Below are 22,708 nucleotides of genomic sequence, written 5' to 3'. Positions count from 1 at the left end.
CAACGATTTGTTGCCCGTCTGCGGCCTCTGGGGAGGTGCGGCGAGCGCATCGACCAAGCTATATCAAGGACGACAGATCATGAATCTCTTCTCGCTCATGCGGCAGTTCACCATACGTTTGCGCATGCTGGGGGCCATTGGGGTGGTGCTGGGGCTGTTGGGGCTGCTGGGCGGCGCGGGCATGCTGGGCATGTTCCGCATCCACGACATGAGCCAGAACTTCATGGACAACGCCTTTGCCAAGGTGAGCACCATGGCCGAGCTGCGGGGCGAGATGGGGGCCATCCGCCAGTACGAGAAGGACATGATCATCGGCTACGAAAAGACGGAGGCCGTGAAGGCGGCCCACACCAAGTGGCTGGCCAGCCACGAAAAGGCCAAGAAGACCGCCAGCAAGTTCCTGGAAGGCGCCGATGACGCCGACAACGCGGTGGTGCGCAAAATCATCACCAAGCTCGACAGCTACAAGGACCTGTTTGCCCATGTGGCGCGCCAGCTGGAGGCCGGTGGCTACGACACCGCCACCATTGCCAACCGCATGAGCGGCAAGGCCGTGGCCGAGTTTGACGAGGCCGACAAGCTGATGGCCGAACTGGACACCGTGCTGCGCAGCGAGGTCAGCAAATCCGTGGCGCAGCAGGGCGAGGTGTCCAACCAGACCAAGTGGCTGTTTGTGCTCGCGGTGCTGATCACGGTGGTCGTGGTGGTGCCGACCACCCTGATGAACATGAACTCCATCTGCCGTCCGCTGGAGGACGCACGCAAGATGGCACAGGCGATTGCGGGGGGCGACCTGTCGCAGCACATCACCGCCGAGGGCAAGGACGAAGTGGCCGACCTGCAGCGCGCGCTGCGTGAGATGCAGCAGGGCCTGGGGGCGCTGGTGGCGCAGGTGCGCGATGCCAGCGGCAACATCGCCACGGCCAGCCAGGAGATCGCCACGGGCAACCAGGACCTGTCGCAGCGCACCGAGCAGACCGCCAGCAACGCGCAGGAGGCTGTCTCCTCGCTGTCGCAGCTCACGTCCACGGTGCAGCAAACTGCATCGTCCTCGCAGATGGCGAACCAGCTCGCCGCATCGGCCTCGCAGATGGCCACCCAGGGCGGTGGCGTGGTGCAGCAGGCCGTGGCCAGCATGCACGAGATCTCGACCTCCAGCCGCAAGATCGGCGACATCATCGGCCTGATCGACTCGATTGCGTTCCAGACCAACATCCTGGCGCTGAACGCGGCCGTGGAAGCCGCGCGGGCAGGCGAGCAAGGCCGGGGCTTTGCCGTGGTGGCCAGCGAGGTGCGCAGCCTCGCCCAGCGCAGCGCAGCGGCGGCCAGCGACATCAAGGGCCTGATCCAGAACAGCGTGACGGCCGTGGACGGCGGCGTGCGCCATGTGGAAGAAGCGGGCACGGCGATGAAGGACATCGTGAGCAGCGTGCAGCGCGTGGGCGACATCATTGGCGAGATCACGGCGGCGGCGTCCGAGCAGTCGGCCGGCATCGGCCAGGTGAACAGCTCAGTGGGCGAGATCGACCGCATGACGCAGCAGAACGCCGCGCTGGTCGAGCAGTCGGCCGCTGCGGCCGAGTCGCTGCGCGAGCAGGCTGCACGCCTGTCGCACGTGGTGCAGCAGTTCCGGCTGGCCGAGTCGGCGGCGGGCTACGGCCATGGCGGCCTGGTCGCTGCGGCATATGCCGATCAGCAGCCCCAGGCGCTGGCTGCGGGCCCCGCCCAGGCGCGCCTGGCGCACTGAATGAATGGTGGCGGGGCGCGCGCGCCCCTGAGCTGCCCTTAGCGCGCTTCCTGTCCCCATCCCTACGAGCCCCGCAGGCCTGTCCTGCGGGGCTTTTTTGTGGGCGGTGGCTGGGGACTTGCAGGGCATGGGCCCGGTGCTTTGCCCGGTCGTTTATTGACCTGGGTCATGGGCGCGCCGGGGCGTGCGTGGCACCCTTGGGGCCTTGTTGAACCTGGGGAGTGCACCATGCCGTCGATCAGTCTGCGAACCATTCGCGAAGAGCACGCGTCGCTTGCGGCGGTGTTGCACTCGCTGCGCCTGATGCTGGACCAGGGTCCGGGCGACGAACCCGCTGCGTTCTTTGACGTGATGCGGGCCATGCTGTTCTACATCGACGAGTTTCCGGAGCGGCAGCACCACCCCAAGGAGACGCAGTTGCTGTTCCCCAAGGTGGCCGAGCGCTCACCCCAGGCAGCAGAGGCCATTGCACAACTGGACCGGGACCACGAGGGTGGCGAGGCAGCGGTGCGCGAGTTGCAGCACCTGCTGCTGGGCTGGGAGCTGATGGGCGACGCGCGCCGTGAGGCGTTTGTGCTGGCGCTGGAAAGCTATATCCGCTTTTACCTGGAGCACATGCGCCTGGAAGAAACCGTGGTGCTGCCAGCCGCCCAGGCAACCCTGCTGCCAGATGACTGGGCCGCCATCGACGCGGCCTTTGCCAGCAACACCAACCCCCTGGCTCCGGGCAAGCCGCGCGACGCGGCGTATGACCGGTTGTTCACCCGCATCGTGATGCGGGCGCCGAGCCCCATTGGATTGGGAAGCCCCTCCTGAGTCGCCTTTCCCCAGGGGGGCGCCGCCAGCGCGACGGTCGCTGGCTTGCGCCGCGCCAGTTGCAACCAGCGCGGCCCAAGAAGGCCGCTTCTTCTCGGTGCGAACTCAGGCGCTGAGCACTGGATAGTCCGTGTACCCCTCGGCCCCGCCGCCATACAGCGTGGCACGGTTCACCTCGTTGAGTGGCGCGTTGGCCTTCAGGCGCGCTACCAGGTCGGGGTTGGCGATGAAGGGGCGGCCAAACGCCACGATGTCGGCGCCTTTGGCCAGGGCGGCGTCGGCCAGTTCGCGGGTGTAGGCGTTGTTGACCATCCACGCACCCTTGCCGCCTGCAGCGTGGTAGGCGGCCTTGAGGGACGCGTAGTCAAACGGGCGGCCTTCCACCTCGCGCGGGCCGCCGGTGGCGCCTTCGATGACGTGGATGTAGGCCAGGCCCAGGGGCGCCAGCTGGCGCACCACATGGTCGAACAGCGGCTGGGGGTCGGCGTCCACGATGTCGTTGGCGGGGGTGACGGGCGACAGGCGGATGCCGGTGCGGCCGCCGCCGATTTCCTCGACGATGGCGCGCGTCACTTCCAGCAGCAGGCGGGCGCGGTTTTTGATGCTGCCGCCGTAGTCGTCGGTGCGCTGGTTGGCACCCGTCTTGAGGAACTGGTCGATCAGGTAGCCGTTGGCCGCGTGGATTTCCACACCGTCAAAGCCCGACGCAATGGCGTTGCGCGCGGCGTGGCGGTAGTCCTGCACGATGCCGGGGATCTCTTCGGCATCAAGCGCGCGGGGCATGGAGGTGGGGGTGAAGGTGGGCACGCCGTCCTTGATGAGCACGGTCTTGGTGTTGGCCTGCACGGCCGAGGGTGCGACGGGGGCGGCGTTGCCGGGCTGCAGGTCGGTGTGCGAGACGCGGCCCACATGCCACAGCTGCACCACGATCTTGCCACCGGCATCGTGCACGGCGCGGGTCACCTTCTTCCAGCCGTCCAATTGTTCGGTGCCATACAGGCCGGGCACATCCGCATAGCCCTGGGCTTGCGGGCTGATGGCCGTGGCCTCGGAAATGATGAGACCGGCACTGGCGCGCTGTGCGTAGTAGGTGGCGACCAGGTCGGTGGGGATGGCCTCGGGCGAGCGGTTGCGCGTGAGCGGCGCCATGGCGATGCGGTTGGCCAGCTGAAGGTCGCCCGCGCGGGTGGGTTCAAACAAAGAGGTCATGGTGAGAGTCCTGAGAAAGACGATGTGCAAAAAAGCAGGCTGACAGCTTAATGCTGCAGCGCAAAACGTGCAGCGCACTGGCGTCAACAAGGGCTCCGGTTTTGTGTTAGCCCGGTCGCTCAGGTCTGTCGTGCCTGCAGCGTCGCGGCCGTTGCATGAGAATGAACAGCCATGTCCCTGCCACCGCCCCCCGCACCGTTCCCCGTTTCCCCGTTGCGCAGCCTGTGGCTCGCTGTGGCCCTCTCGATGGGCGCCGCCATTTCACTGGGCATTACGCGGTTTGCCTATGCCTTGCTGTTGCCGCCCATGCGCGAAGACCTGGGCTGGTCGTACACGCTGGCGGGCGGCATGAACACGGTGAATGCGCTGGGCTATCTGCTGGGCGCCCTGGCCACGCCTTTGCTGTTGCGGCGCGTGGCGCCCGGGGCTGTGCTGCTGGCGGGTGCGGTGATGGCCACGGTGTTCATGGGCCTGAGCGGGTTTTTCACGCAGGCGGCACCCCTCCTGGTGCAGCGCCTGCTGGCCGGTGGGGCCAGTGCGCTGGTGTTCATTGCCGGTGGCCTGCTCGCGGCGCGGCTGGGTGCCCAGGTGCCGGGGCGCAGCGGTTTGTTGCTGGGCCTGTATTACGGTGGCACGGGTTGGGGCATCAGCCTGTCGGCGCTGCTGGTGCCCGCGGTGCTGGCAGCGGCCCCCGCACCGCACAGCTGGACCTGGGCCTGGTGGGCGCTCGCGCTGGCCTGTGTGGCGGCCACGGCGGCGCTGCTGTGGCCGGCGCGGGTGTTGCACGGGCTCGCTGCACCCGTGGCCGCGGCTTCCGGGACCCCACCGGCGGCTGCAGTGCCCGACCGCGTGCGCTGGCGGGCCTTGGCCCCTGCGCTGCTGGGTTACGGCCTGTTTGGCGTGGGCTATATCGGCTACATGACCTTTGTGGTGGCGCTGCTGCGCGAGCAGGGCCGGGGTGCGGGCGAGGTGACGCTGTTCTACGCCCTGCTGGGGCTGGCTGTGGTGCTGTCGTCGCGCATTTGGGCCGGGCTGCTGGACCGCAGCCGGGGCGGTGAGGCCCTGGCGCGCCTGAATGCGCTGCTGGGCATGGCCACCATCCTGCCCGCCATCACCGGGGCCTGGCCGGTAGTGCTGGCGTCGGGTCTGCTGTTTGGCGGGGTGTTTTTGTCGGTGGTGGCATCGACCACGGCGCTGGTGCGGCACAACCTGCCGCAGGCGCTCTGGGCCAGCGGCATCAGCGCGTTCACCATCGTGTTTGCGGCCGGGCAGATCGTGGGGCCCACGGTGGTGGGCTGGATCGCCGACGGGCCCGGAGGCCTCGCGCGCGGGCTGGTGTTCTCGGCCTGCGCGCTGTGGGTAGGGGCGCTGGTGGCGTGGCGGCAGCGCCCCTTGTAGCCCCAGCCTTACTTCAGCAGCCCTTCAGCCTTCATCGCGGCTTGCACTGCAGGGCGGGCACCCACGCGTTCACGGTAGGCCGCCAGGTTCGCCAGGCCGGAGATGTCGAGCTTGGTGGGCTGCGTCCAGTTGGTCACGGTGAACAGGTAGCCGTCGGCCACGGTGAACTGGTCGCCCATCAGGTACTGCTTGCCGGCGAGCTGGCTGTCCACCCACTGCAGGCGCTGCAGCAGGCGCTCACGCACCATGGGCTTGTAGTCTTCGGGTGTGGCGGGGTTGAACAGGGGGCTGAAACCCTTGTGCAGTTCGGTGCCGATGAAGGTCAGCCACTCTTGCAGGCGGTAGCGCGCCAGAGTGCCGTTGGCGGGGGCCAGCTGCTTGTCGGGCACTTGATCCGCGATGTACTGCACGATGGCGGGGCCTTCGCGCAGGCGCTCGCCGTTGTCCAGCTCCAGCAAGGGCACGTAGCCCAGGGGGTTGATGCCGTAGTAGTCGGTGCCATCCTGGAGCTTGTGGCTCTTGGTGCTGGCCAGCACGGGGGTGTGGGCTAGGCCGGCTTCGTGCAGGGCGATGTGGGGCGACAGGGAGCAGGCGCCGGGGGAGTAGTAAAGCTTCATGGATCGGTCCTTGAAAACGGTCGGAAACCGCCGATCCTATGCGCTGCGCAGCTTTCTTGCTGGCCGCCTACGCTGCACAGGCCCCGGAGGCGGAAACTGGCACGGCCCAAGTCAGTGCCGCCGTGCAAGGGCCGCCCTGCCGCACGGGCGGCGTCCCCCTGGGGGAGGGCGCCGAAGGCGACACAGGGGGGTTAGGTGTCGTAGCCTGGAAGGTCGCGCTGCACCTTGCGCAGCAGCGCGGGCCAGGCAAAGGCACCGCCCAGGCCGCCGGTCTGCACGCGCATGGCCTGGGCCACGCCGCTCACGATTTGCGGGTTCACCTGCGTCAGTTCGCCACCCGCCTGCGCATCGATCTGGATGCGGCAGGTGTTCTCGAAGGTGTACATCGACAAGAATGCGTCGGCAATCGTCTTGCCCACGGTCAGCAGGCCGTGGTTGCGCAGCATGAGGAAGTTGGCCTCGCCCAGGTCGGCCTGCAGGCGCGGCTTTTCTTCGTCGCGGAAGGCCACGCCTTCGTACTCGTGGTACGCCAGCGAGCCCAGCACAAAGGTGCTTTGCTGGCTGATGGGCAGCACGCCGCCCTTTTGCGCGCTGACGGCCACGCCGGCGCGGGTGTGGGTGTGCAACACGCAGCCCGCCTCGGGCCGGGCCTCGTGCACGGCGCTGTGGATCACGAAGCCTGCCGGGTTCACCGGGAAGGGCGATTCGTGCAGCTTGTTGCACTGCATGTCCACCTTGATCAGGCTCGACGCGGTGATCTCGTCGAACATGAGGCCGTAGGGGTTGATGAGGAAGTGGTGCTCGCCCGGGCCCGACACCGACTCGGGCAGTTTGGCGCTGATGTGGGTGAAAACCAGGTCGCTCCAGCCGTACAGCGCCACGAGCCGGTAGCACGCGGCCAGGTCGCAGCGCAGCTGCCATTCTTCAGGGCTGACGCTGCCTTGCAGCGAGGGGATGTTGAGCATGGGGGGTGTCTCCGGTGTTGTGGGTGGGAAGACACCACTGTAGGGCGGGGCGGTGACCGGGTCTGTCAGGCAGGCTACACCCGTGGCCATGTTTCGGGTGTTCTTTGCTCTATTATTGATAGCAATAGAGGCAATATCCACTGGCGCTACCAGCCAGTTTGACCCGATTTTTGGTGTCTGTCGCCTTTGGCAGGCTCCAGGGTCCGATGTGCACTCCACCGGCCCCTAGGGATGTCCTGCATAACTTCCTGCGGTCTGTGATAGCGCGGCCTCGGGCCATCCGCTGCGTTGCTTTTTTTGCCAATAGCCCGGCTATTGGCTGCAAAAAGACGCCTTGCGGCCTGTCCCGATCCGCACTACCGCCGACTCGCGAGGGTTATGCAGGACATCCCTAGCGTTCGTCGGCCAGCGCTCAGCCGGCCTGCGGGATCGGCGCGCGCATGCCCGCGTTCAGCAGGTTCCAGGCGTTGATGATGGCGATGGCAAAGCCCAGGTCGGAAATTTCGGCGTCGGAGAACAGGGCCCTCAGCTTGGCGTATTCGTCATCGCTTGCGTCGCTGTGGGGCGTGGCGGTGATGATCTCTGCCCAGCGAAACGCGGCGCGTTCGCGTTCGCTGAAGAACGGGGCTTCGCGCCAGCCGGCCACGGCGTTGAGGTGGCGCGGGTCGGCGCCGTCCTTGACGAGCGCGCTCCAGTGCATGTCCATGCAGTAGGCGCAGCCGTTGATCTGCGACACACGCAGGAACACCAGTTCGGCCAGCCGGGTGCCCAGCGGGCCTTTCTTGATGGTTTCAGAGACGTTGACCAGGCCCATGAAGGCTTTGGACGACAGTTGATGGTAGGGGAGGCGGGCGCTGTGTTGCGACATGGAAATCTCCTGGGTGATGGCAAAGGGTTGATGACGGTCGTGAAAGACGGCGCTGGTGCGGGGCCTTGTGGCGATGTCGCCATGTGGCTGCATTGCCGTCTTCCATACCCATCAAGACGCTGCGCCGTGCCGGGTTGTGACAGGAGGCCTGCTTTTTTTCTGCCCTGGCGCGCTTGCCGGGGCCGCCTGTGCAGCGGTTCTCACGAACAGCGCTGTGCCCGTGTCTTTACAGTGGCAGCGTGGCGGGGATGCCCGCCAGCTTGTCCGGGTTGCGCACCGCGTAGATGGCCACGATGCGCTCGCCATCGGTCACAAACGCCTGGGCCGACTCGATGCGCCCGTCCACATAGCGCAGCATGCCCGGCTCGCCGTTGATGAGCGCCATGCGGTAGACCACCTGCGCGCCCAGGCGCCGGAACAGTGCCCAGTACAGATTGGTGATGCGGAACGGCCCCACCAGCGGCTTGGGGAACGAGGGCACCACGCCGCCGCCATCGCCGATGAGCTGGGCGTCTTCGCTCAGCAGCGCCTCGATGGCTTGGCGGTCGCCACTCTGGGCGGCTTTCATGAAGCGTTGCAGCAACTGGTGGTGCACCGCCTGCGGCACCTCGAAGCGGGTGCGCGCCTGCTGCACGCGCTCGCTGGCGCGGTGCACCATCTGGCGGCAGCTGGCCTCGGTCTTGCCCAGCTGGGCAGCGATCTCGGGGTAGTCGTAGTCGAACACCTGGCGCAGCAAAAAGGCCGCGCGCTCCTCGGGCCCCAGGCGTTCCAGCACGTACATGAACGCCACCGACAGTTCGCCCGCCAGCTCGGCCGCCGACTCGGGCGTGTGGGCGTCCAGCTCCACCAGCGGCTCGGGCAGCCACCAGCCCACATAGGCCTCGCGCTCGGCCTTGGCCGCGCGCAGCCGATCAATGGACAGCCGCGTGACGATGGTCACCAGCCAGGCCTCGGCCGACTGCAGGGTGCTGGCGTCAGTGCGGCTCCAGCGCAGCCAGGCGTCCTGCAGCACATCCTCGGCATCGGCCCGCACGCCCAGCATGCGGTAGGCAATGCCAAAGAGGCGAGGGCGCAGGGTGGTGAAGGGGTCGGTGGTAGTCATGGCAATGGCGGCGGTGGAGTGCTTCAGTGAAGCACAGACGGCGCATACCTGCAGTTTGTGACAGCCGAGTTTGCAGACTACTATTTTGATAGCTGCTGGCGCATGTGGCACTGGCGCTTGGGTCACTTTGGGGCTTGAACCGCCTGCAATGTCCCGCGAGGGCCCCGCAAGACCGGCTACGGGCGCGGGGCCGGTTGCGTGAGCGATTCCAGCCGCGACAGGTAGTGCAGGGCCTGCGCCTGGCTGCTGCCACACATCTCGGCCGAGGGCATCAGCCCCGCGCACACTGCCGGGCGCTCGGGTTGGCCAAAGATGCGGCAGCGCGCGTCGTCCCCCAGCTGAATGCAGCGTACCCCCGCCGGCTTGCCCTGGGGCATGCCCGGGATGGGCGAGCTGATGGAAGGAGCGGTGCAGCAGGCGCCGCAGCCGGGGCGGCAGTCCACGAGCGGGCCGCGTTATTGGTCGCCAGCGGGCTGGAGGCGGCTGGCGCCCCACAGCACCTGGTCCACCACGGCACGCACGCGGTCGCGGTGGGCTGGCTGGATGAGGGCTCCGCTGTCGTCAAACGCGCTGCCCGCCGAGCCCAGCGCAAACGCCTTGGGCGCGAGCCAGCATTCGGCATTGATCAGCAGGGGGGCCAGGTGGCTCTGCGAGCGCAGGCCGCCCAGTGCGCCAGGCGAGGCGCTGAGCATGCCTACGACCTTGCCGCGAAAACTCTTGCCGCCGTCCTGCCAGTCCGGGTTGCCCTTGACGGGGCTGGAGGCCCAGTCGATCGTGTTCTTGAGCAGGGCGGTGTAGCTGCCGTTGTACTCGGGCGAGCAGATGATCCAGGCCGGGTGTTGCCAGAGGATTTCCTTCAGCCGGATCACGTCGGCAGGCGTGCCCTGGGCTTCGAGGTCGGCGTTGTACAGCGGGATGTTGAAGTCCGACAGCTCCATCAGCGTGACGCTGGCCCCCGCATCGCGCGCGATGGCGGCAGTGGCGTGGGCCAGTTTGCGGTTGAAGGACTGTTGGCGGGTGCTGCCCGCGAAGATGAGAAGTTGGGTGGTCATGCGAACCATTGGAGCACAAAGCCGGGGCAGGAATACTGCAAGCTGCCGCGCCAAAACGGGCGTGAGTGGGTGCTTGTTTCACGTGGAACATCTGCCCCGGGCAGCAGGCGCCAGCAGCGCTGCGGATGGACGGCGCAGCCGCTGTGCCCAGGGCTTTGCACAAAAAGCATGCAAAGGTGGGAAAATCGCGGGTTTCCCCTTGCACCCTTGCCACCCTGATGGGACGGCGGTGGCGCAGCCCGCCGCTGTGCGACCCGCCCTTGTGGGGCCGTTGCAGGTCGGCAGACGGTTTTGAATGTCGGGCCCACCGTGGCCCCGGAGTGTTCCCCATGTTGTACCCCCAGGAATTTGATGTGATCGTTGTCGGCGGTGGCCATGCAGGCACCGAGGCCGCGCTGGCCGCTGCGCGCATGGGCAGCAAGACCTTGCTGCTGACCCACAACATCGAGACGCTGGGCCAGATGAGCTGCAACCCCAGCATTGGCGGCATCGGCAAGGGCCACCTGGTGAAAGAGGTGGATGCGCTGGGCGGCGCGATGGCGCTGGCCACGGACGAGGGCGGCATCCAGTTCCGCATCCTCAACAGCTCCAAGGGCCCGGCCGTGCGCGCCACGCGGGCCCAGGCAGACCGCATTCTGTACAAGGCCGCCATCCGCCGCATGCTGGAGAACCAGCCCAACCTCTGGCTGTTCCAGCAGGCGGTGGACGATCTGATGGTGGAAGGCGACCGGGTGGTGGGCGCGGTGACGCAGGTGGGCATTCGCTTCCGTAGCCGCACCGTGGTGCTCACGGCGGGTACCTTCCTGGACGGCAAGATCCATGTGGGTCTGAACAACTACGCCGCAGGCCGGGCAGGGGACCCGCCTGCGGTGTCGCTGTCGGCACGCCTGAAGGAGCTGAAGCTGCCGCAAGGACGCCTGAAGACCGGCACACCCCCGCGCATCGACGGGCGCAGCATCGACTTTTCGAAGTGCACTGAACAACCCGGCGACGGCATGCCCGGCGGCGTGAACGAGGGCACGGTTCCCGTGTTTAGCTTCATGGGCAATGCGGCCATGCACCCGAAGCAGGTGCCCTGCTGGATCACTCACACCAACGAGCGCACGCACGAGATCATCCGCAGCGGCTTTGACCGCAGCCCCATGTTCACCGGCAAGATCGAGGGCGTGGGCCCGCGCTACTGCCCGAGCGTGGAAGACAAGATCAACCGCTTTGCCGACAAGGACAGCCACCAGATCTTTCTGGAGCCCGAGGGCCTGACCACCCACGAGTTCTACCCCAACGGCATCAGCACCAGCTTGCCGTTCGACATCCAGTACGACCTGGTGCGCAGCATGCCCGGGCTGGAGAACGCGCACATCCTGCGCCCCGGCTACGCCATCGAATACGACTACTTTGACCCGCGCTCGCTCAAGAGCAGCTTCGAGACGCGCCAGATCCAGGGCCTGTTCTTTGCGGGCCAGATCAACGGCACCACCGGCTATGAAGAGGCGGCGGCCCAGGGCCTGTTCGCCGGCATCAATGCCGCGCTGCAGTGCCGGGGCGATGCGCCTTGGCTGCCCGGCCGGGACGAGGCCTACCTGGGCGTGCTGGTGGATGACCTGATTACCAAGGGAGTGACCGAGCCTTACCGCATGTTCACCAGCCGGGCCGAGTTCCGCCTGCAGCTGCGCGAGGACAACGCGGACATGCGCCTGACCGAAATAGGGCGCCAGATGGGCCTGGTGGACGATGCCCGCTGGGATGCCTTCAGCCGCAAGCGTGATGCGGTTTCACGTGAAACAGAGCGCCTGAAGGCCACCTGGGTGAACCCGCGCAACCTGCCTGCCGCCGAATCCGAGCGCGTGTTGGGCAAGAGTATTGAGCACGAGTACAACCTGTTCGAGCTGCTGCGCCGCCCCGATGTGAGCTACGCCAACCTGATGTCGATGGACGGCGGCAAGTACGCAACCACCGATGTTTCACGTGAAACTCTGGGCGACTTGAGCGAGCCGGTGGTCGAGCAGGTGGAGATCGCCGCCAAGTACGCGGGCTACATCAACCGCCAGAAGGATGAAGTGGAGCGCGCCGCACACTTCGAGAAGCTGCGCTTGCCGCCCGACCTGGACTACATGCAGGTCACGGCCCTGAGCATCGAAGCACGCCAGGTACTCAGCCGCCACCGGCCGGAAACGCTGGGCCATGCTTCGCGCATCACGGGTATCACGCCGGCATCGATCTCGCTGCTGATGGTGCATTTGAAGAAGGGTGAGTTCAAGGAGTTTGCGGTGGCCCCAGCAACGCCCGCCAAGGCAGAAGGCGAAGTGGCAGCATGACGATGGCGGTGAACAGCAACCACGACAGCCTGCGCCAGCAATTGCAAGCCGGGGCCGACGCGCTGGCGCTGGACTTGAGCGATGCGCAGGTCGGGCTGTTGATGGACTTCCTGGCCCTGCTGCAGAAGTGGAACAAGGTCTACAACCTGACCGCCGTGCGTGACCCGCAGGAGATGATGACCCACCACCTGCTGGACAGCCTGGCCGCTGTCGCGCCGCTGCTCAGGCATGTGGCAGACCTGCAGCAGGGCGGGGTGGCGGCGGTGAAGCTGCTGGATGTGGGGTCGGGCGGTGGCCTGCCTGGCGTGGTGTTTGCCATCTGCTGCCCGGACGTGGATGTGAGCTGCGTGGACACCGTGGGCAAGAAGGCAGCGTTCATCCAGCAGGCGGCGGTGGCGCTCAAGCTGCGCAACCTGCACGGCGTGCATGCGCGGGTCGAGACGCTGACCACGCCGTTCGACCTCATCAGCTGCCGCGCGTTTGCCTCGCTGCCAGACTTCGTGACCTGGTCGCGCAGCGCACTGGCGGCGCCCCATGGTGTCTGGTTGGCCATGAAGGGCAAACACCCGGAGGACGAAATCGGCGCGCTGCCTGCGGATGTGGCGGTGTTTCACGTGGAACAGCTCACGGTGCCCGGCCTGGATGCCGAGCGCTGCATCGTCTGGATGAAGCCGGTCTGATGGCCTCTGCGCTGCGGTGCCGACTTTTCGACAGCCAGGGCAGGGGGCTCGCGTAAACTCGGCTGCTCACCCGGGTGCTTCTTCCCATCGCACCCTCCCCGCGCACCAGGAGAAACCATGTTCGGCATCGCAGACTACGGCGCCTTTGTCGCTGCCATTGTGTTGTTTCTGCTCATCCCAGGCCCTGGCAATCTGGCGCTCATCACTTCCACCAGCAAGGGTGGCATCCGGGGCGGCATGGCCGCCACCATGGGCGTGATTGCGGGCGACCAGGTGCTGATGTGGGCGGCGGTGGCTGGGGTGGCCGCGTTGCTGGCTACGTACCCCACGGCCTTCCACGCGGTGCAGTGGCTGGGCGCGGCCTACCTCGCGTGGCTGGGCTTCAAGATGCTCACCGCAAAGCCCGGCGATGCACCCGTGCTGAACATCGAGCCGCGCCACTACTTCAAGCAGGCCGGGCTCATCACCTTGCTCAACCCCAAGGCCATCGTGTTCTACATGGCGTTCTTTCCGCTGTTTGTGGACCCAGCCCGGCACCAGGGCATGCTGACCTTTGGCGTGATGGCGGCCACCGTGGCGGTGCTGACTTTCCTGTATGGCCTGACGGCCGTGCTGCTCACGCACCACCTGGCCGAGCGCATGCGCGCCAACCCGCGCATCGGCCGCGCGCTGGAAAAGACCGCGGGCGTCTTCCTGATCGGCTTTGGCATCAAGCTGGCCATCTCCAAATAACACCACACGAACTGCAGCACCCATATGGCCAAGATCTTTTGCGTTGCCAATCAAAAGGGTGGGGTGGGCAAGACCACCACCACTGTCAACCTCGCTGCGGGCCTGGCCAAGATCGGCCAGCGTGTGCTGATGGTGGACCTGGACCCGCAGGGCAACGCCACCATGGGCTCGGGCGTGGACAAGCGCAGCCTCGACCTCACGGTGTACGACGTGCTGCTCGAATCCGCTTCGGTCAAGGAGGCGGCCGTGCTGTCGGACAAATGTGGCTACTGGGTGCTGGGCGCCAACCGCGAGCTGGCGGGCGCCGAGGTGGAGCTGGTGACGCTGGAGCACCGCGAAAAGCGCCTCAAGGCTGCGCTGGCCGAGGCGGATGCCGACTTTGACTTTGTGCTCATCGACTGCCCGCCGTCCTTGAGCATGCTCACCCTCAACGGCCTGTGCAGCGCCCACGGCGTGATCGTGCCCATGCAGTGCGAGTACTTCGCGCTCGAAGGCCTGACCGATCTGGTCAACACCATCAAGCAGGTGCACGCCAACCTCAATGCCGACCTGCAGATCATCGGCCTGCTGCGCGTGATGTTTGATCCGCGCATCACGCTGCAGCAGCAGGTGAGCGACCAGCTCAAGGGCCACTTTGGCGACAAGGTGTTCAACAGCGTGATCCCGCGCAATGTGCGCCTGGCCGAGGCGCCCAGCTATGGGCTGCCCGGTGTGGTGTTCGACCCGGCGGCCAAGGGCAGCCAGGCCTTTGTGGAGTTTGCGCAGGAAATGGTCGAGCGGGTGCAAAGCATGCCTGCCGCAGCCTCTTCCATGGCCAAAATGGCCGCAGGTGCTTGAATGATATGCGCTGCTAGCTATTAAATTGATAGTAATGAAAGCCTCCAATATCCTGCTGCTGCCCGGCTGGCAGAACTCCGGCCCCGACCACTGGCAAAGCCGCTGGGAGGCTGCGCACGGATACCAGCGCGTGGAGCAGCACGACTGGATGCGCCCGCTGCGCGGCGACTGGTCCGCGCGCCTGGAAGAAACCGTGGCCGACGCCGACGGCCCCGTGGTGCTGGCGGCGCACAGCCTGGGCTGCATACTCACCGCCTGGTGGGCGGCGCACACCCGGCACGCGGACAAGGTGCGTGGCGCGCTGCTGGTAGCGCCAGGCGATGTGGAGCGGCCCGACCTGGCAGCGCAGATCCACGGCTGGGCGCCCATTGCACGCCAGCCTCTGCCGTTCCCCGCCGTGCTGGTGGGCAGCCGCAGCGACCCGTATTGCAGCTTCGAGCGCGCCGAAGGGCTGGCGCAGGCCTGGGGTGCGCGGTGGGTGGACTATGGCGAGCGCGGGCACATCAATGCCGAATCCGGGCTGGGCGACTGGGACGAGGGGCGGGGCTGGCTGATGCAGCTCGCCACGGCGTAAGCCGCACAACGGCCTGTTTCCGAGCCATGTCCAAAATCTCTCTCGCCGCCATTGCCGATCAACTGCCCCGCGCCTGGAACTCCACGGTGGTGGGTCGTGCTGCGGGCGCCAACCTCAAGGTGCTGCGCATGGACGACGCGGCCTACCCCGACGAGTCGCACGACTTTGACGAAGCGCTGCTGGTGCTGGACGGCTGCATGCGCCTCGCCCTGCAAGGGCAGGTCACCGAGGTGAACGCGGGCGAGGTGTTCATCGTGCCCGCAGGCGTGCCCCACGCCGTGGCGCCCGGCAGCCACGGCACGCTGGTCATCATCGACCGCTGATTCTTCCCCTTTACTTTTTCCTTTCGCGAGACGCATTTCATGGTCACCAAAAAACCCAAGGGCCTCGGCCGAGGCCTGGAAGCCCTGCTGGGCCCCAAGGTCGAAGACAAAGTGGAACAGGCCCAGGCCGCCGAAGCGGGTCTGCCCAGCAGCCTGCCGCTGTCCGAACTGGTGCCGGGGGTGTACCAGCCGCGCACGCGCATGGACGAGGGCGCGCTGTACGAGCTGGCCGAGTCGATCAAGGCCCAGGGCATCATGCAGCCCATCCTGGTGCGGCGCCTCACGGGCGGGGAGCATGCGGGCAAGTACGAAATCATCGCGGGCGAGCGGCGCTTTCGCGCCTCGCGCTTGGCGGGCCTGGCCGAGGTGCCGGTGCTGGTGCGTGATGTGCCCGACGAGTCGGCCGCCGCCATGGCGCTCATCGAAAACATCCAGCGCGAAGACCTCAACCCGCTGGAAGAAGCCCAGGGCCTGCAGCGCCTGGTCAAGGAGTTTGGCCTCACGCACGAGCTGGCTGCGCAGGCCGTGGGCCGCTCGCGCAGCGCCGCCAGCAACCTGCTGCGCCTGTTGAATCTGGCCGAGCCGGTGCAGACCATGCTGATGGCGGGCGACATCGACATGGGCCATGCGCGTGCGCTGCTGTCGCTGGACCGCGCCGCACAGATCACGGCGGGCAACCAGATCGCGGCCAAGAAGTTGTCGGTGCGCGAGGCCGAGGCCTTGGTCAAAAAGATCGGCGCCGAGTTCAGCCTGGTGCCGCAAAAGCCCCAGAAGGAAAAGTCGCGCGACTTGAAGCGCGTGGAAGAAGAGCTTTCGGACCTGCTCATGGCCGAGGTCGAGGTGCGCGTGAAAAAACGCGTCAAGCGCCACGGCCGGGTGGAAGACATGGGCGAGCTGGCGATCCAGTTCGGGTCGCTGGAGGCTTTGAACGGGCTGATCGACCGCCTGCGCGGCTGACGGATCATTCTGCGCAGGCGCGGCCTGTCGCCGCGCAAGATGGCGTGAAATAGCGCACATAAACGGTTTCCACAAGTAACTTGCAGGGGCAAAATGCGTCCTTGCGGGGCCTACACTGCGCTGCGTTCAACACACCCGGGTTGACCGCAAGGCCTCTTCACAGGGCGGCGACGAAGCCGCTTTGCGGCCCACGATGGTTTGCCGGGTGATCCACGTATCTCCTGGAGCAGACCCATGACCCCTTTGCGCTTTCTGACCCCCGCCAGCCTGGCCGTTGGCCTATGCATCGCCAGCCTGGGCGCCCAGGCCCAAAACACCAAAGCCCCCAAGGTGCAGCTGTGGATGGACCTGTCCACCGGCACCATGGCCGGCATGCCCGAGATGGACAGCCTGCCCGGTGGCGGCGGCATGCTCGGCGGCCTCATGGGGGGCATGGGCGGTGGCGCTGCGGCGGGTATGGGGGGCGGCAGCAACACGTCGTACGGCAACGCACGCGCCATGTCCATCATGCCGCCGCGGGTCATCGATATCGCCTTGCACAACAGCCTGCGCCCCGGCGTCGAGGCCAGCCAGTCCATCCCGCCGGGCATGCGCATGGGCGAGTCCCTGCCGCTGATCCCGCCGCGTGCCCAGCCCACGCAGACCGAGCCGGGCGAAGTGCCGCGTGAGTACCAGCAACAGCAGCCCAAGGGCCGCATCCTGCTGTACTGGGGCTGCGGTAGCGCGGTGCGTGCAGGCCAGCCCCGCGTGATCGATCTGGCGCGTGCCAAGCCCTCCGACTACGCCCAGGCCTTCGCGGGCCGTGCCGTGCCGGACCGGGGCCCGCGCGTGGGCCCGGCCTATGCGCTGTACCCCAACGAACGCAACCAGGTCAGCCTGTCGCGGGACAGCTCGGTGGTGGGCGAGCACCAGGTGCGTGGCGATGGCGTGCCTGCCTCGATGAAGTTCACGCTGGGCGCGGCACAGGACCTGATGCCCGCCATCGACCTGCGCACCACCGGCAAGCCGCAGGACAGCATGGGCACCAGCTGGCAGCCCGTGCGCAATGCGCGCGCCTATTACCTGCACGCCATGTCGCAAAGCGGGGACGACCTCATCATGTGGTCCAGCGCCGAGACGCCAGACACCGGCATGGGCCTGTTCGACTACCTCTCGCCCGCCACCATCGACCGCTGGCTGAAGGAGCGCGTGCTGCTGCAGCCCGAGACCACGCAGTGCGCCATCCCCCAGGGCATCTTTGCGGGCGGCGGGCGCGATGCCACGCCCATGCTGCGCATGATGGCCTACGGCGGCGAAAGCCACATCGTGTACCCACCCCGCCCGGCCGACCCCAAGGCCGCGTGGGAGCCTGAATGGTCGGTGCGCGTGCGTGTGAAGTCGCACACCATGGCCATGCTGGGCGAGGAGATGCAGGGGCGCCGTAGCGGCATGGGCGCAGCACCCGCCGCACCGTCGGGCGGCACAGGTGCCTATTCCAGCGGCATGGGCGGTGCGTCTGCAGGCCAGTCGCCTGCGGGCGACGGCGGCACGGACGCCGGCAACGTGGTCAACCCCGTCAATCTGCTGCGCGGCATTTTTGGCCGCTGAGAACGGAACCATGCTCGCCCTGCGCATGCCCTGGCCCCTGCCCGCACTGGCGGCGTGGGGGTGTGCGTGGCTGGTCTTTGTGGCGCTGCAGCGTGCGGTTCCACCGGTGGCCGCCTTGCTGGTGGCCTGCCTGCTGGGTACGGCGGCCAGTGTGCTGGGCGACAGCTGGTGGCGGCGCGGGCTGATTGCCGCCGGGTTCCCGTTGTCGCTGGCGTTGCTCGGGGCAGCCAGCCTGCCCACGTGGGCGTGGCTGGTGCCGTTGTCGCTGTTGCTGCTGGTCTACCCGCTCAATGCGTGGCGCGATGCGCCCCTGTTTCCCACGCCGCGCCACGCGCTGCAGTCCCTGGCCGTGCAGGCGCCGCTGTCCGTCGGGGCGCGCGTGCTCGATGCGGGCTGTGGCCTGGGCGATGGCCTCAAGGCGCTGCGCCATGCCTACCCTGCCGCCCAGCTCGACGGGCTGGAGTGGAGCTGGCCGCTGCGCCTGCTGTGCGCCTTGCGCTGCCCCTGGGCCCGGGTGCAGCGTGCCGACATGTGGAAGGCCGACTGGAGCGCCTACCAGATGGTGTACCTGTTCCAGCGGCCCGAGAGCATGGCCCGCGCGGCCGCCAAGGCCCAGGCCGAGCTGGCGCCCGGTGCCTGGCTGGTGAGCCTGGAGTTTGCGGTGCCTAGCTGGCTGCCCAGCGCCCAGCTGCGCGCCCCTGGCGGGCGGGTGGTGTGGCTGTACCGCATGCCGCGTTTGCGTGGGGAGGACTGACCATGCGATGCGAGCAACAAGGACGCTGGTCCGCGTGTTCATGTGTGTTGCGGGCCCCACACACCGTTACAGAAAAGACACAACCTTTTGCTACATTGCGCGGCTGGCTACAACCCCATACACAACAACCAAGAAACTCACAGCCACAGGGGGGCCGCACACAGCACGTATTCGCACCGGGAGGGGGCGCACGCGCTGCCAGCACCCGCCTTGACCGGACTTCCACCATGCGCGCCGTATTCGCTGCACCCTCCTTTGGGCGGGGCTGTTGCGCGGCTGCGCGTGGGAAGCGCGGGGTGTTTCTGGTGAGCAACCGACCGATCTGCAAGGAGCATCCATGACCGCCCACCCATCCCGTTTCCGTCCGCGCCTGCTGTGGGTGCTGGCGCTGAGCGCTGCCCTCACCGGCTGCGCCACCATGCAGAGCCACGACAAAACGGCCACTGACATGCAGACCGCCGGGCGCAGTGGCGGCATCCCTGCCGCGCTGGCCAGCCTGGAGAGCACGGCCAAGACCGAAGAAGAAAAAACGGCGCTGCTCTTCAACATGGAGCGCGGCGAGCTGCTGCGCATGGACCGCCGCTACCCTGACAGCACCAACGCCTTCCTGCTGGCCGACAACAAGGTCAAGGAATGGGAAGAAACCGCCAAGACCAACCCCTCCAAGCTGATGGGCACCGTGGGCGCAGCCCTGGTGAGCGAGCGCCTGAAGGTCTACGAAGGCCAGGACTATGAAAAGGTGTGGCTGACCACGCGCCTGGCACTCAACCGCATGGCCGTGGGCGATTTTGAAAACGCCCGTGTGGACATCAAGCGCACGCACGAGCGCGAAGCTATCATTGCCGAGTTCCGCTCCAAGGAGACCCTGGCGGCCGAAGAAGAGGCCAAGTCCAAGGGCGCCACATCGGGCGGCAAAGAGCTGAACGGCTACCCCGTGGAGACCCTCAACGACCCCGAGGTGCTGGCCCTCAAGAACGGCTACTCCAACGCCCTGAGCCACTACCTGGCCGGCTTTCTTTACGAAATGCTCAACGAGCCCGGCCTGGCCGCGCCCGGTTACCGCAAGGCCATCGAGCTCAAGCCAGACACCCCCGTGCTCGAAGAAGGCCTGCGCGGCCTGGACAACCGCACGGGCTTTACCTGGAAGCGCCGCCAGCGCATGACCGATGTGCTCTTTATCGTCGAAGCCGGTGACGCGCCCGCACGCAAGCCCAAGGCCTTCACCATTCCCGTGCCCACGGGCCGTGGTCTGGTCACCGCCAGCATCTCCTACCCCGTCATCGAGCCCTCCAAGGACGCGCCCCTGACGGTGGTCTCGGCCGCCGGCACCGACCTCAAGCTGGAGAAGGTGGTGGACGTGAACGTGATGGCGCGCCGTGCGCTCAAGGACGAAATGCCCGGCATGGTGCTGCGCGGCTTCACCCGGGCCGTGGCCAAGGGCGTGCTGCAGAACGAGCTGCAAAAGCGTGGCGGCTTGATCGGCGGCCTGATTGGTGCCGCTGCCTCGGTGGCTACCGAGCAGGCCGATGACCGCCTGTGGCGCATGCTGCCCGGCCGCGTGTATGTGGCCCGTGGCTACCTGCCTCCTGGTGAGCACACCGTCACCATCAATGGCCGCCAGTTGCCTCAGCCGATCAAGATCGACGGCCAGTACGCCCTGGTGCCCCTGCGCATGTATGACAACAGCGTGCTGACCGGCGACGTGGCCATGCTGGGCCAGTTGCCTACGTTGGCGGCTGCACCCCAGCCGGCCCCCGCAGCCGCTGCTGCGGCGCCTGCCGCCCCGGTGCGCACCACCAACAACAACCGCGCCCGCACCGTGCCCTCGTCCACCGTCAAGCCCACGGCCGCCCAGCCCGCCGCGGCCGCCAAGAACTGACCCCTGTTTCTGACCCCATTCAAGGAGCCTCCGGCATGAGAAACCGTTTTGTTGTCCCCGCAGCGCTGTGCGCGGCCCTGATGGCCCTGGCTGGCAGTGCCAGCGCCCAACTGCATGACCCCGCCACACCGCTGGCTGTGGCCTCCAAGGTCGCATTGCGCGGCGAAGCCAACAGCATCGCCGTGCGGGAGATGCGCATCGTGCGCAAGAACGACATCCTGGTCGTGCAGGCCGACATGGCCAACATGGGCCGCACCGACCGCACCGTGTTCTACCGCTTCAAGTGGCTGGACAACGTGGGCAACCAGGTGGGCGACGGCGAATCCTGGAAGCAGATGAGCGTGCTCGGCCTGGGCCAGCAGACCGTCAAGAGCGTGGCCCCCACCAGCGCCGCCGTGGACCTGCGCCTGGAAATGAATGTGGAGCCGCGCTGACGCGCCGCACCAATCCCTGTTTGAGTGAGGAGTAAAACCATGACAACCAAGAACCGCATCCAGCGCAGCGCGCTGATCCTGGCCTTTGCGGCCAGCACCCTGGCCCTGTCGGCCTGCCAGAACCTGTCTTCGCCCACCGTGCGTTTTGACCGCCAGGTCAACTACGGTGACGCCAAGGCTGTCGAGCTGGTGACCAACGAATTCGGCTCCACCGACCTGCAGATGATTGCCGAGAAGATGACAGGCGGTCTGCTCGAAACCGGCATCTTCCAGGGCCGCCCCACGGTGACGATCTCCACCGTGAAGAACAAGACCAGCGAATACATCGACACCACCAACGTGATGAACTCGATCCAGACCGCGCTGGTCAAGTCGGGCAAGGTGCGCTTCGTGCGTTCCATCAACGAGATGCAAGCGGGCGTGGACGAGCTGCAGCGCCAGAATCAGAGCGGCCTGTACAAGCAGGGCACCACTGCCAAGGTGGGCCAGATGACGGCCGCCAAGTACAGCATGGAAGGCGAGCTGACCAGCATCGTCAAGCAGAACAACGCCACCAAGGACGTCTACTACAAGTTCACGCTCAAGCTGTTTGATGTGCAGGAAGGCACGATCGAGTGGCAGGACGAAAAGGAAATCCGGAAGACAAGTAAGCGGTGACATCCCCCTGAGGCGCTGCGCGCCTTCCCCCTTCTCTCGGCTTCGCCGGGAAGGGGGACGCCGCCAGTGCGGCGGGGCGGCCCTTGCACGGCGGCCGCTGGCCTGGGCCGCGCCAGTTTCGAAGGATGTCGGTGCTGAAGCCACATCGCTCGATGAATTCATGACTTTCCGTTAGCTCACAAGGAGCACACCATGCAACGCAGAATCACCCTCCACACGGCCCTGGCCGTGATCGCGGCCACCACGCTGGCCTGGGGCACCGGCGCGCAGGCGCAGCAGCCCGGCGCCGCCCCCCGCATCGCCGTGACCGACCTGGCCTACGCCCAGCGCGTGTCCGAGTACTTCATGGCGGGCACCTACCAGCGCAGCAGCCAGATGAGCGCCCAGGGCAGCCAGGGCGGCGGCTACAGCCACGGCATGTACGGCGGTGGGGGCTCGTACTCGGGTCAGCAGTCCATGCAGGCGTCCGAGCAGGCCAGCGGCACGTATGTGGCCGGGCGCTACAGCTACATCGAACAGCGCGAGCTGGGCGGCTACACCAACGACATCAAGGGCGCCATCCTGCAGGGCACGTATTTCCGCCTGGTGCAGGGCAAGGGCTTTGACGCGGGCAAACCCCAGCCCAGCAAGGCCGAGCAGGTGCTCAACCAGGTGCAGGGCGGCAAGATGGCTACCCCGCAAGCACAGCCCCAGGTCAACGATGTGATCACCCGCATCAAGAAGGGTGAGTTCAACGGCGCCGACTACGTGCTGTTTGGCGTGGTGTCCAGCATCGAGTTCACCGATGCGCTCTCGCCCCTGCAGGGCACCACCAGCGCCACGCGCCAGTACGGCCTGCAGCTGCTGGCGGACTTCTCGCTCATCAACACCAAGACCTACGAGATCAAGGCCGCGTTCTCCGCCCAGGGCGAAGGCAACGACACCAAGATCCTGTCGATCCGTGGCGACATTGCACCCCCCAACCGGGCCAAGGTGATGCGTGAAACCTCGCTGTCGCTGGCGCAGGACGTGTACCAGCAGCTCGCCATGCAGCTGGGCTACACCGACGCTAACCTGGCGCGCGGCGTGCGCCCGCCCGTGGTGTACCAGCAGGGCGGCCAACCCATGCCCGTGCCGCAGCCCCAGCAGCCCGAGCAGGTGCTGATCCTCAAGTAGCCAAGATTTTTTTGACAGTCTCTTGAGGACGATGCACTGCCTTGCCCCTG

The 22,708-nt window shown here is 66.8% G+C and carries 23 protein-coding genes; 16 read left to right on the top strand and 7 right to left on the bottom strand.

Going from position 1 to position 22,708, the window contains the following annotated elements:
• The first annotated feature begins 79 nt into the window (after positions 1-79).
• Together ASD94_RS12935 and ASD94_RS12930 are read left to right on the top strand one after the other, a co-directional pair.
• The gene (locus ASD94_RS12935; protein WP_056643545.1) at positions 80-1,747 is read left to right on the top strand and encodes a methyl-accepting chemotaxis protein; all 1,668 of its coding nucleotides are present in this window, start codon (positions 80-82) and stop codon (positions 1,745-1,747) included.
• A 228-nt stretch (positions 1,748-1,975) separates the two neighbouring features.
• On the top strand, positions 1,976-2,563 hold the full coding sequence (locus ASD94_RS12930) for a hemerythrin domain-containing protein (protein WP_056643543.1): 588 nt from the start codon (positions 1,976-1,978) through the stop codon (positions 2,561-2,563).
• Positions 2,564-2,668: 105 nt separating this feature from the next.
• Here ASD94_RS12930 and ASD94_RS12925 read toward each other — a convergent pair whose 3' ends face one another.
• The gene (locus ASD94_RS12925; RefSeq protein WP_056643541.1) at positions 2,669-3,772 is read right to left on the bottom strand and encodes an alkene reductase; all 1,104 of its coding nucleotides are present in this window, start codon (positions 3,770-3,772) and stop codon (positions 2,669-2,671) included.
• Positions 3,773-3,943: 171 nt separating this feature from the next.
• Between ASD94_RS12925 and ASD94_RS12920 the strand changes: the two genes are divergently transcribed.
• Positions 3,944-5,170, top strand: a complete 1,227-nt coding sequence (locus ASD94_RS12920; RefSeq protein ID WP_056643539.1) for a YbfB/YjiJ family MFS transporter — start codon at positions 3,944-3,946, stop codon at positions 5,168-5,170.
• A gap of 8 nt (positions 5,171-5,178) precedes the next feature.
• Here the strand turns inward: ASD94_RS12920 and gstA are convergent, their stop codons facing one another.
• The 6 genes from gstA to ASD94_RS12890 all read right to left on the bottom strand — a co-directional run bounded on the left by gstA (position 5,179) and on the right by ASD94_RS12890 (position 9,774).
• Complete coding sequence (gene gstA, locus ASD94_RS12915) at positions 5,179-5,787, bottom strand: glutathione transferase GstA (protein WP_056643538.1); 609 nt, start codon at positions 5,785-5,787, stop codon at positions 5,179-5,181.
• A 191-nt stretch (positions 5,788-5,978) separates the two neighbouring features.
• Complete coding sequence (locus ASD94_RS12910) at positions 5,979-6,752, bottom strand: class II aldolase/adducin family protein (protein ID WP_056643536.1); 774 nt, start codon at positions 6,750-6,752, stop codon at positions 5,979-5,981.
• Between the two features lie 412 nt (positions 6,753-7,164).
• The gene (locus tag ASD94_RS12905) at positions 7,165-7,620 is read right to left on the bottom strand and encodes a carboxymuconolactone decarboxylase family protein (protein ID WP_056643649.1); all 456 of its coding nucleotides are present in this window, start codon (positions 7,618-7,620) and stop codon (positions 7,165-7,167) included.
• A 226-nt stretch (positions 7,621-7,846) separates the two neighbouring features.
• Positions 7,847-8,722 (bottom strand): RNA polymerase sigma-70 factor, encoded by an 876-nt coding sequence (locus ASD94_RS12900; RefSeq protein ID WP_056643534.1) that lies wholly within the window; start codon positions 8,720-8,722, stop codon positions 7,847-7,849.
• Between the two features lie 176 nt (positions 8,723-8,898).
• Complete coding sequence (locus ASD94_RS12895; RefSeq protein ID WP_056643532.1) at positions 8,899-9,165, bottom strand: YkgJ family cysteine cluster protein; 267 nt, start codon at positions 9,163-9,165, stop codon at positions 8,899-8,901.
• 12 nt (positions 9,166-9,177) lie between these two features.
• Entirely contained in the window at positions 9,178-9,774 is a 597-nt protein-coding gene (locus ASD94_RS12890) for an NADPH-dependent FMN reductase (protein ID WP_056643530.1), read from the bottom strand.
• A gap of 329 nt (positions 9,775-10,103) precedes the next feature.
• On the opposite strand from ASD94_RS12890, the gene mnmG reads away from it, so the two are divergent.
• The 13 genes from mnmG to ASD94_RS12825 all read left to right on the top strand — a co-directional run bounded on the left by mnmG (position 10,104) and on the right by ASD94_RS12825 (position 22,658).
• A complete protein-coding gene (gene mnmG / locus ASD94_RS12885; RefSeq protein WP_056643528.1) occupies positions 10,104-12,089 on the top strand; it encodes a tRNA uridine-5-carboxymethylaminomethyl(34) synthesis enzyme MnmG in 1,986 nt (661 codons plus the stop codon).
• Positions 12,090-12,091: 2 nt separating this feature from the next.
• Positions 12,092-12,769 carry a 16S rRNA (guanine(527)-N(7))-methyltransferase RsmG gene (rsmG, locus tag ASD94_RS12880; RefSeq protein WP_056643526.1) on the top strand — a complete coding sequence of 226 codons (678 nt, stop codon included), beginning with the start codon at positions 12,092-12,094 and terminating at the stop codon, positions 12,767-12,769.
• Between the two features lie 117 nt (positions 12,770-12,886).
• The gene (locus tag ASD94_RS12875) at positions 12,887-13,501 is read left to right on the top strand and encodes a LysE family transporter (protein ID WP_056643524.1); all 615 of its coding nucleotides are present in this window, start codon (positions 12,887-12,889) and stop codon (positions 13,499-13,501) included.
• Positions 13,502-13,525: 24 nt separating this feature from the next.
• Positions 13,526-14,338, top strand: coding sequence for a ParA family protein (locus ASD94_RS12870; protein ID WP_056643522.1), 813 nt, complete (start codon positions 13,526-13,528; stop codon positions 14,336-14,338).
• Between the two features lie 34 nt (positions 14,339-14,372).
• On the top strand, positions 14,373-14,912 hold the full coding sequence (locus ASD94_RS12865; RefSeq protein WP_056643520.1) for an alpha/beta hydrolase: 540 nt from the start codon (positions 14,373-14,375) through the stop codon (positions 14,910-14,912).
• Positions 14,913-14,938: 26 nt separating this feature from the next.
• Positions 14,939-15,235, top strand: a complete 297-nt coding sequence (locus ASD94_RS12860; RefSeq protein WP_056643519.1) for a cupin domain-containing protein — start codon at positions 14,939-14,941, stop codon at positions 15,233-15,235.
• Positions 15,236-15,274: 39 nt separating this feature from the next.
• Entirely contained in the window at positions 15,275-16,192 is a 918-nt protein-coding gene (locus tag ASD94_RS12855; RefSeq protein ID WP_056643517.1) for a ParB/RepB/Spo0J family partition protein, read from the top strand.
• A gap of 234 nt (positions 16,193-16,426) precedes the next feature.
• On the top strand, positions 16,427-17,779 hold the full coding sequence (locus ASD94_RS12850; protein ID WP_056643514.1) for a hypothetical protein: 1,353 nt from the start codon (positions 16,427-16,429) through the stop codon (positions 17,777-17,779).
• Between the two features lie 10 nt (positions 17,780-17,789).
• Entirely contained in the window at positions 17,790-18,533 is a 744-nt protein-coding gene (locus tag ASD94_RS12845) for a class I SAM-dependent methyltransferase (RefSeq protein ID WP_056643512.1), read from the top strand.
• A 337-nt stretch (positions 18,534-18,870) separates the two neighbouring features.
• A complete protein-coding gene (locus tag ASD94_RS12840; protein ID WP_056643510.1) occupies positions 18,871-20,412 on the top strand; it encodes a COG3014 family protein in 1,542 nt (513 codons plus the stop codon).
• Between the two features lie 35 nt (positions 20,413-20,447).
• Positions 20,448-20,846, top strand: coding sequence for a YcfL family protein (locus tag ASD94_RS12835; RefSeq protein ID WP_056643509.1), 399 nt, complete (start codon positions 20,448-20,450; stop codon positions 20,844-20,846).
• Between the two features lie 39 nt (positions 20,847-20,885).
• Positions 20,886-21,503 (top strand): penicillin-binding protein activator LpoB, encoded by a 618-nt coding sequence (lpoB, locus tag ASD94_RS12830; protein ID WP_056643504.1) that lies wholly within the window; start codon positions 20,886-20,888, stop codon positions 21,501-21,503.
• A 192-nt stretch (positions 21,504-21,695) separates the two neighbouring features.
• Complete coding sequence (locus tag ASD94_RS12825) at positions 21,696-22,658, top strand: hypothetical protein (RefSeq protein ID WP_056643501.1); 963 nt, start codon at positions 21,696-21,698, stop codon at positions 22,656-22,658.
• The last annotated feature ends 50 nt before the right edge of the window (positions 22,659-22,708 follow it).

Origin of the sequence: Acidovorax sp. Root70 (assembly GCF_001428225.1) — a bacterium.
GTDB lineage: Bacteria > Pseudomonadota > Gammaproteobacteria > Burkholderiales > Burkholderiaceae_C > Acidovorax.
Note: the sequence above shows the minus strand (reverse complement) of the source record. Positions and strands in the feature narration are given on the sequence as shown.

Excerpts from the sequence above, each read along its gene's own strand:
- ASD94_RS12925 (WP_056643541.1), bottom strand. The coding sequence starts at position 3,772 with ATGACCTCTTTGTTTGAACCCACCCGCGCGGGCGACCTTCAGCTGGCC.
- ASD94_RS12850 (WP_056643514.1), top strand. The coding sequence starts at position 16,427 with ATGACCCCTTTGCGCTTTCTGACCCCCGCCAGCCTGGCCGTTGGCCTA.
- ASD94_RS12920 (WP_056643539.1), top strand. The coding sequence starts at position 3,944 with ATGTCCCTGCCACCGCCCCCCGCACCGTTCCCCGTTTCCCCGTTGCGC.
- rsmG (WP_056643526.1), top strand. The coding sequence starts at position 12,092 with ATGGCGGTGAACAGCAACCACGACAGCCTGCGCCAGCAATTGCAAGCC.
- ASD94_RS12870 (WP_056643522.1), top strand. The coding sequence starts at position 13,526 with ATGGCCAAGATCTTTTGCGTTGCCAATCAAAAGGGTGGGGTGGGCAAG.
- ASD94_RS12900 (WP_056643534.1), bottom strand. The coding sequence starts at position 8,722 with ATGACTACCACCGACCCCTTCACCACCCTGCGCCCTCGCCTCTTTGGC.
- ASD94_RS12890 (WP_056643530.1), bottom strand. The coding sequence starts at position 9,774 with ATGACCACCCAACTTCTCATCTTCGCGGGCAGCACCCGCCAACAGTCC.
- ASD94_RS12910 (WP_056643536.1), bottom strand. The coding sequence starts at position 6,752 with ATGCTCAACATCCCCTCGCTGCAAGGCAGCGTCAGCCCTGAAGAATGG.
- mnmG (WP_056643528.1), top strand. The coding sequence starts at position 10,104 with ATGTTGTACCCCCAGGAATTTGATGTGATCGTTGTCGGCGGTGGCCAT.
- ASD94_RS12840 (WP_056643510.1), top strand. The coding sequence starts at position 18,871 with ATGACCGCCCACCCATCCCGTTTCCGTCCGCGCCTGCTGTGGGTGCTG.
- ASD94_RS12825 (WP_056643501.1), top strand. The coding sequence starts at position 21,696 with ATGCAACGCAGAATCACCCTCCACACGGCCCTGGCCGTGATCGCGGCC.
- ASD94_RS12835 (WP_056643509.1), top strand. The coding sequence starts at position 20,448 with ATGAGAAACCGTTTTGTTGTCCCCGCAGCGCTGTGCGCGGCCCTGATG.
- gstA (WP_056643538.1), bottom strand. The coding sequence starts at position 5,787 with ATGAAGCTTTACTACTCCCCCGGCGCCTGCTCCCTGTCGCCCCACATC.
- ASD94_RS12930 (WP_056643543.1), top strand. The coding sequence starts at position 1,976 with ATGCCGTCGATCAGTCTGCGAACCATTCGCGAAGAGCACGCGTCGCTT.
- lpoB (WP_056643504.1), top strand. The coding sequence starts at position 20,886 with ATGACAACCAAGAACCGCATCCAGCGCAGCGCGCTGATCCTGGCCTTT.
- ASD94_RS12875 (WP_056643524.1), top strand. The coding sequence starts at position 12,887 with ATGTTCGGCATCGCAGACTACGGCGCCTTTGTCGCTGCCATTGTGTTG.
- ASD94_RS12905 (WP_056643649.1), bottom strand. The coding sequence starts at position 7,620 with ATGTCGCAACACAGCGCCCGCCTCCCCTACCATCAACTGTCGTCCAAA.
- ASD94_RS12855 (WP_056643517.1), top strand. The coding sequence starts at position 15,275 with ATGGTCACCAAAAAACCCAAGGGCCTCGGCCGAGGCCTGGAAGCCCTG.
- ASD94_RS12845 (WP_056643512.1), top strand. The coding sequence starts at position 17,790 with ATGCTCGCCCTGCGCATGCCCTGGCCCCTGCCCGCACTGGCGGCGTGG.
- ASD94_RS12865 (WP_056643520.1), top strand. The coding sequence starts at position 14,373 with ATGAAAGCCTCCAATATCCTGCTGCTGCCCGGCTGGCAGAACTCCGGC.
- ASD94_RS12860 (WP_056643519.1), top strand. The coding sequence starts at position 14,939 with ATGTCCAAAATCTCTCTCGCCGCCATTGCCGATCAACTGCCCCGCGCC.
- ASD94_RS12935 (WP_056643545.1), top strand. The coding sequence starts at position 80 with ATGAATCTCTTCTCGCTCATGCGGCAGTTCACCATACGTTTGCGCATG.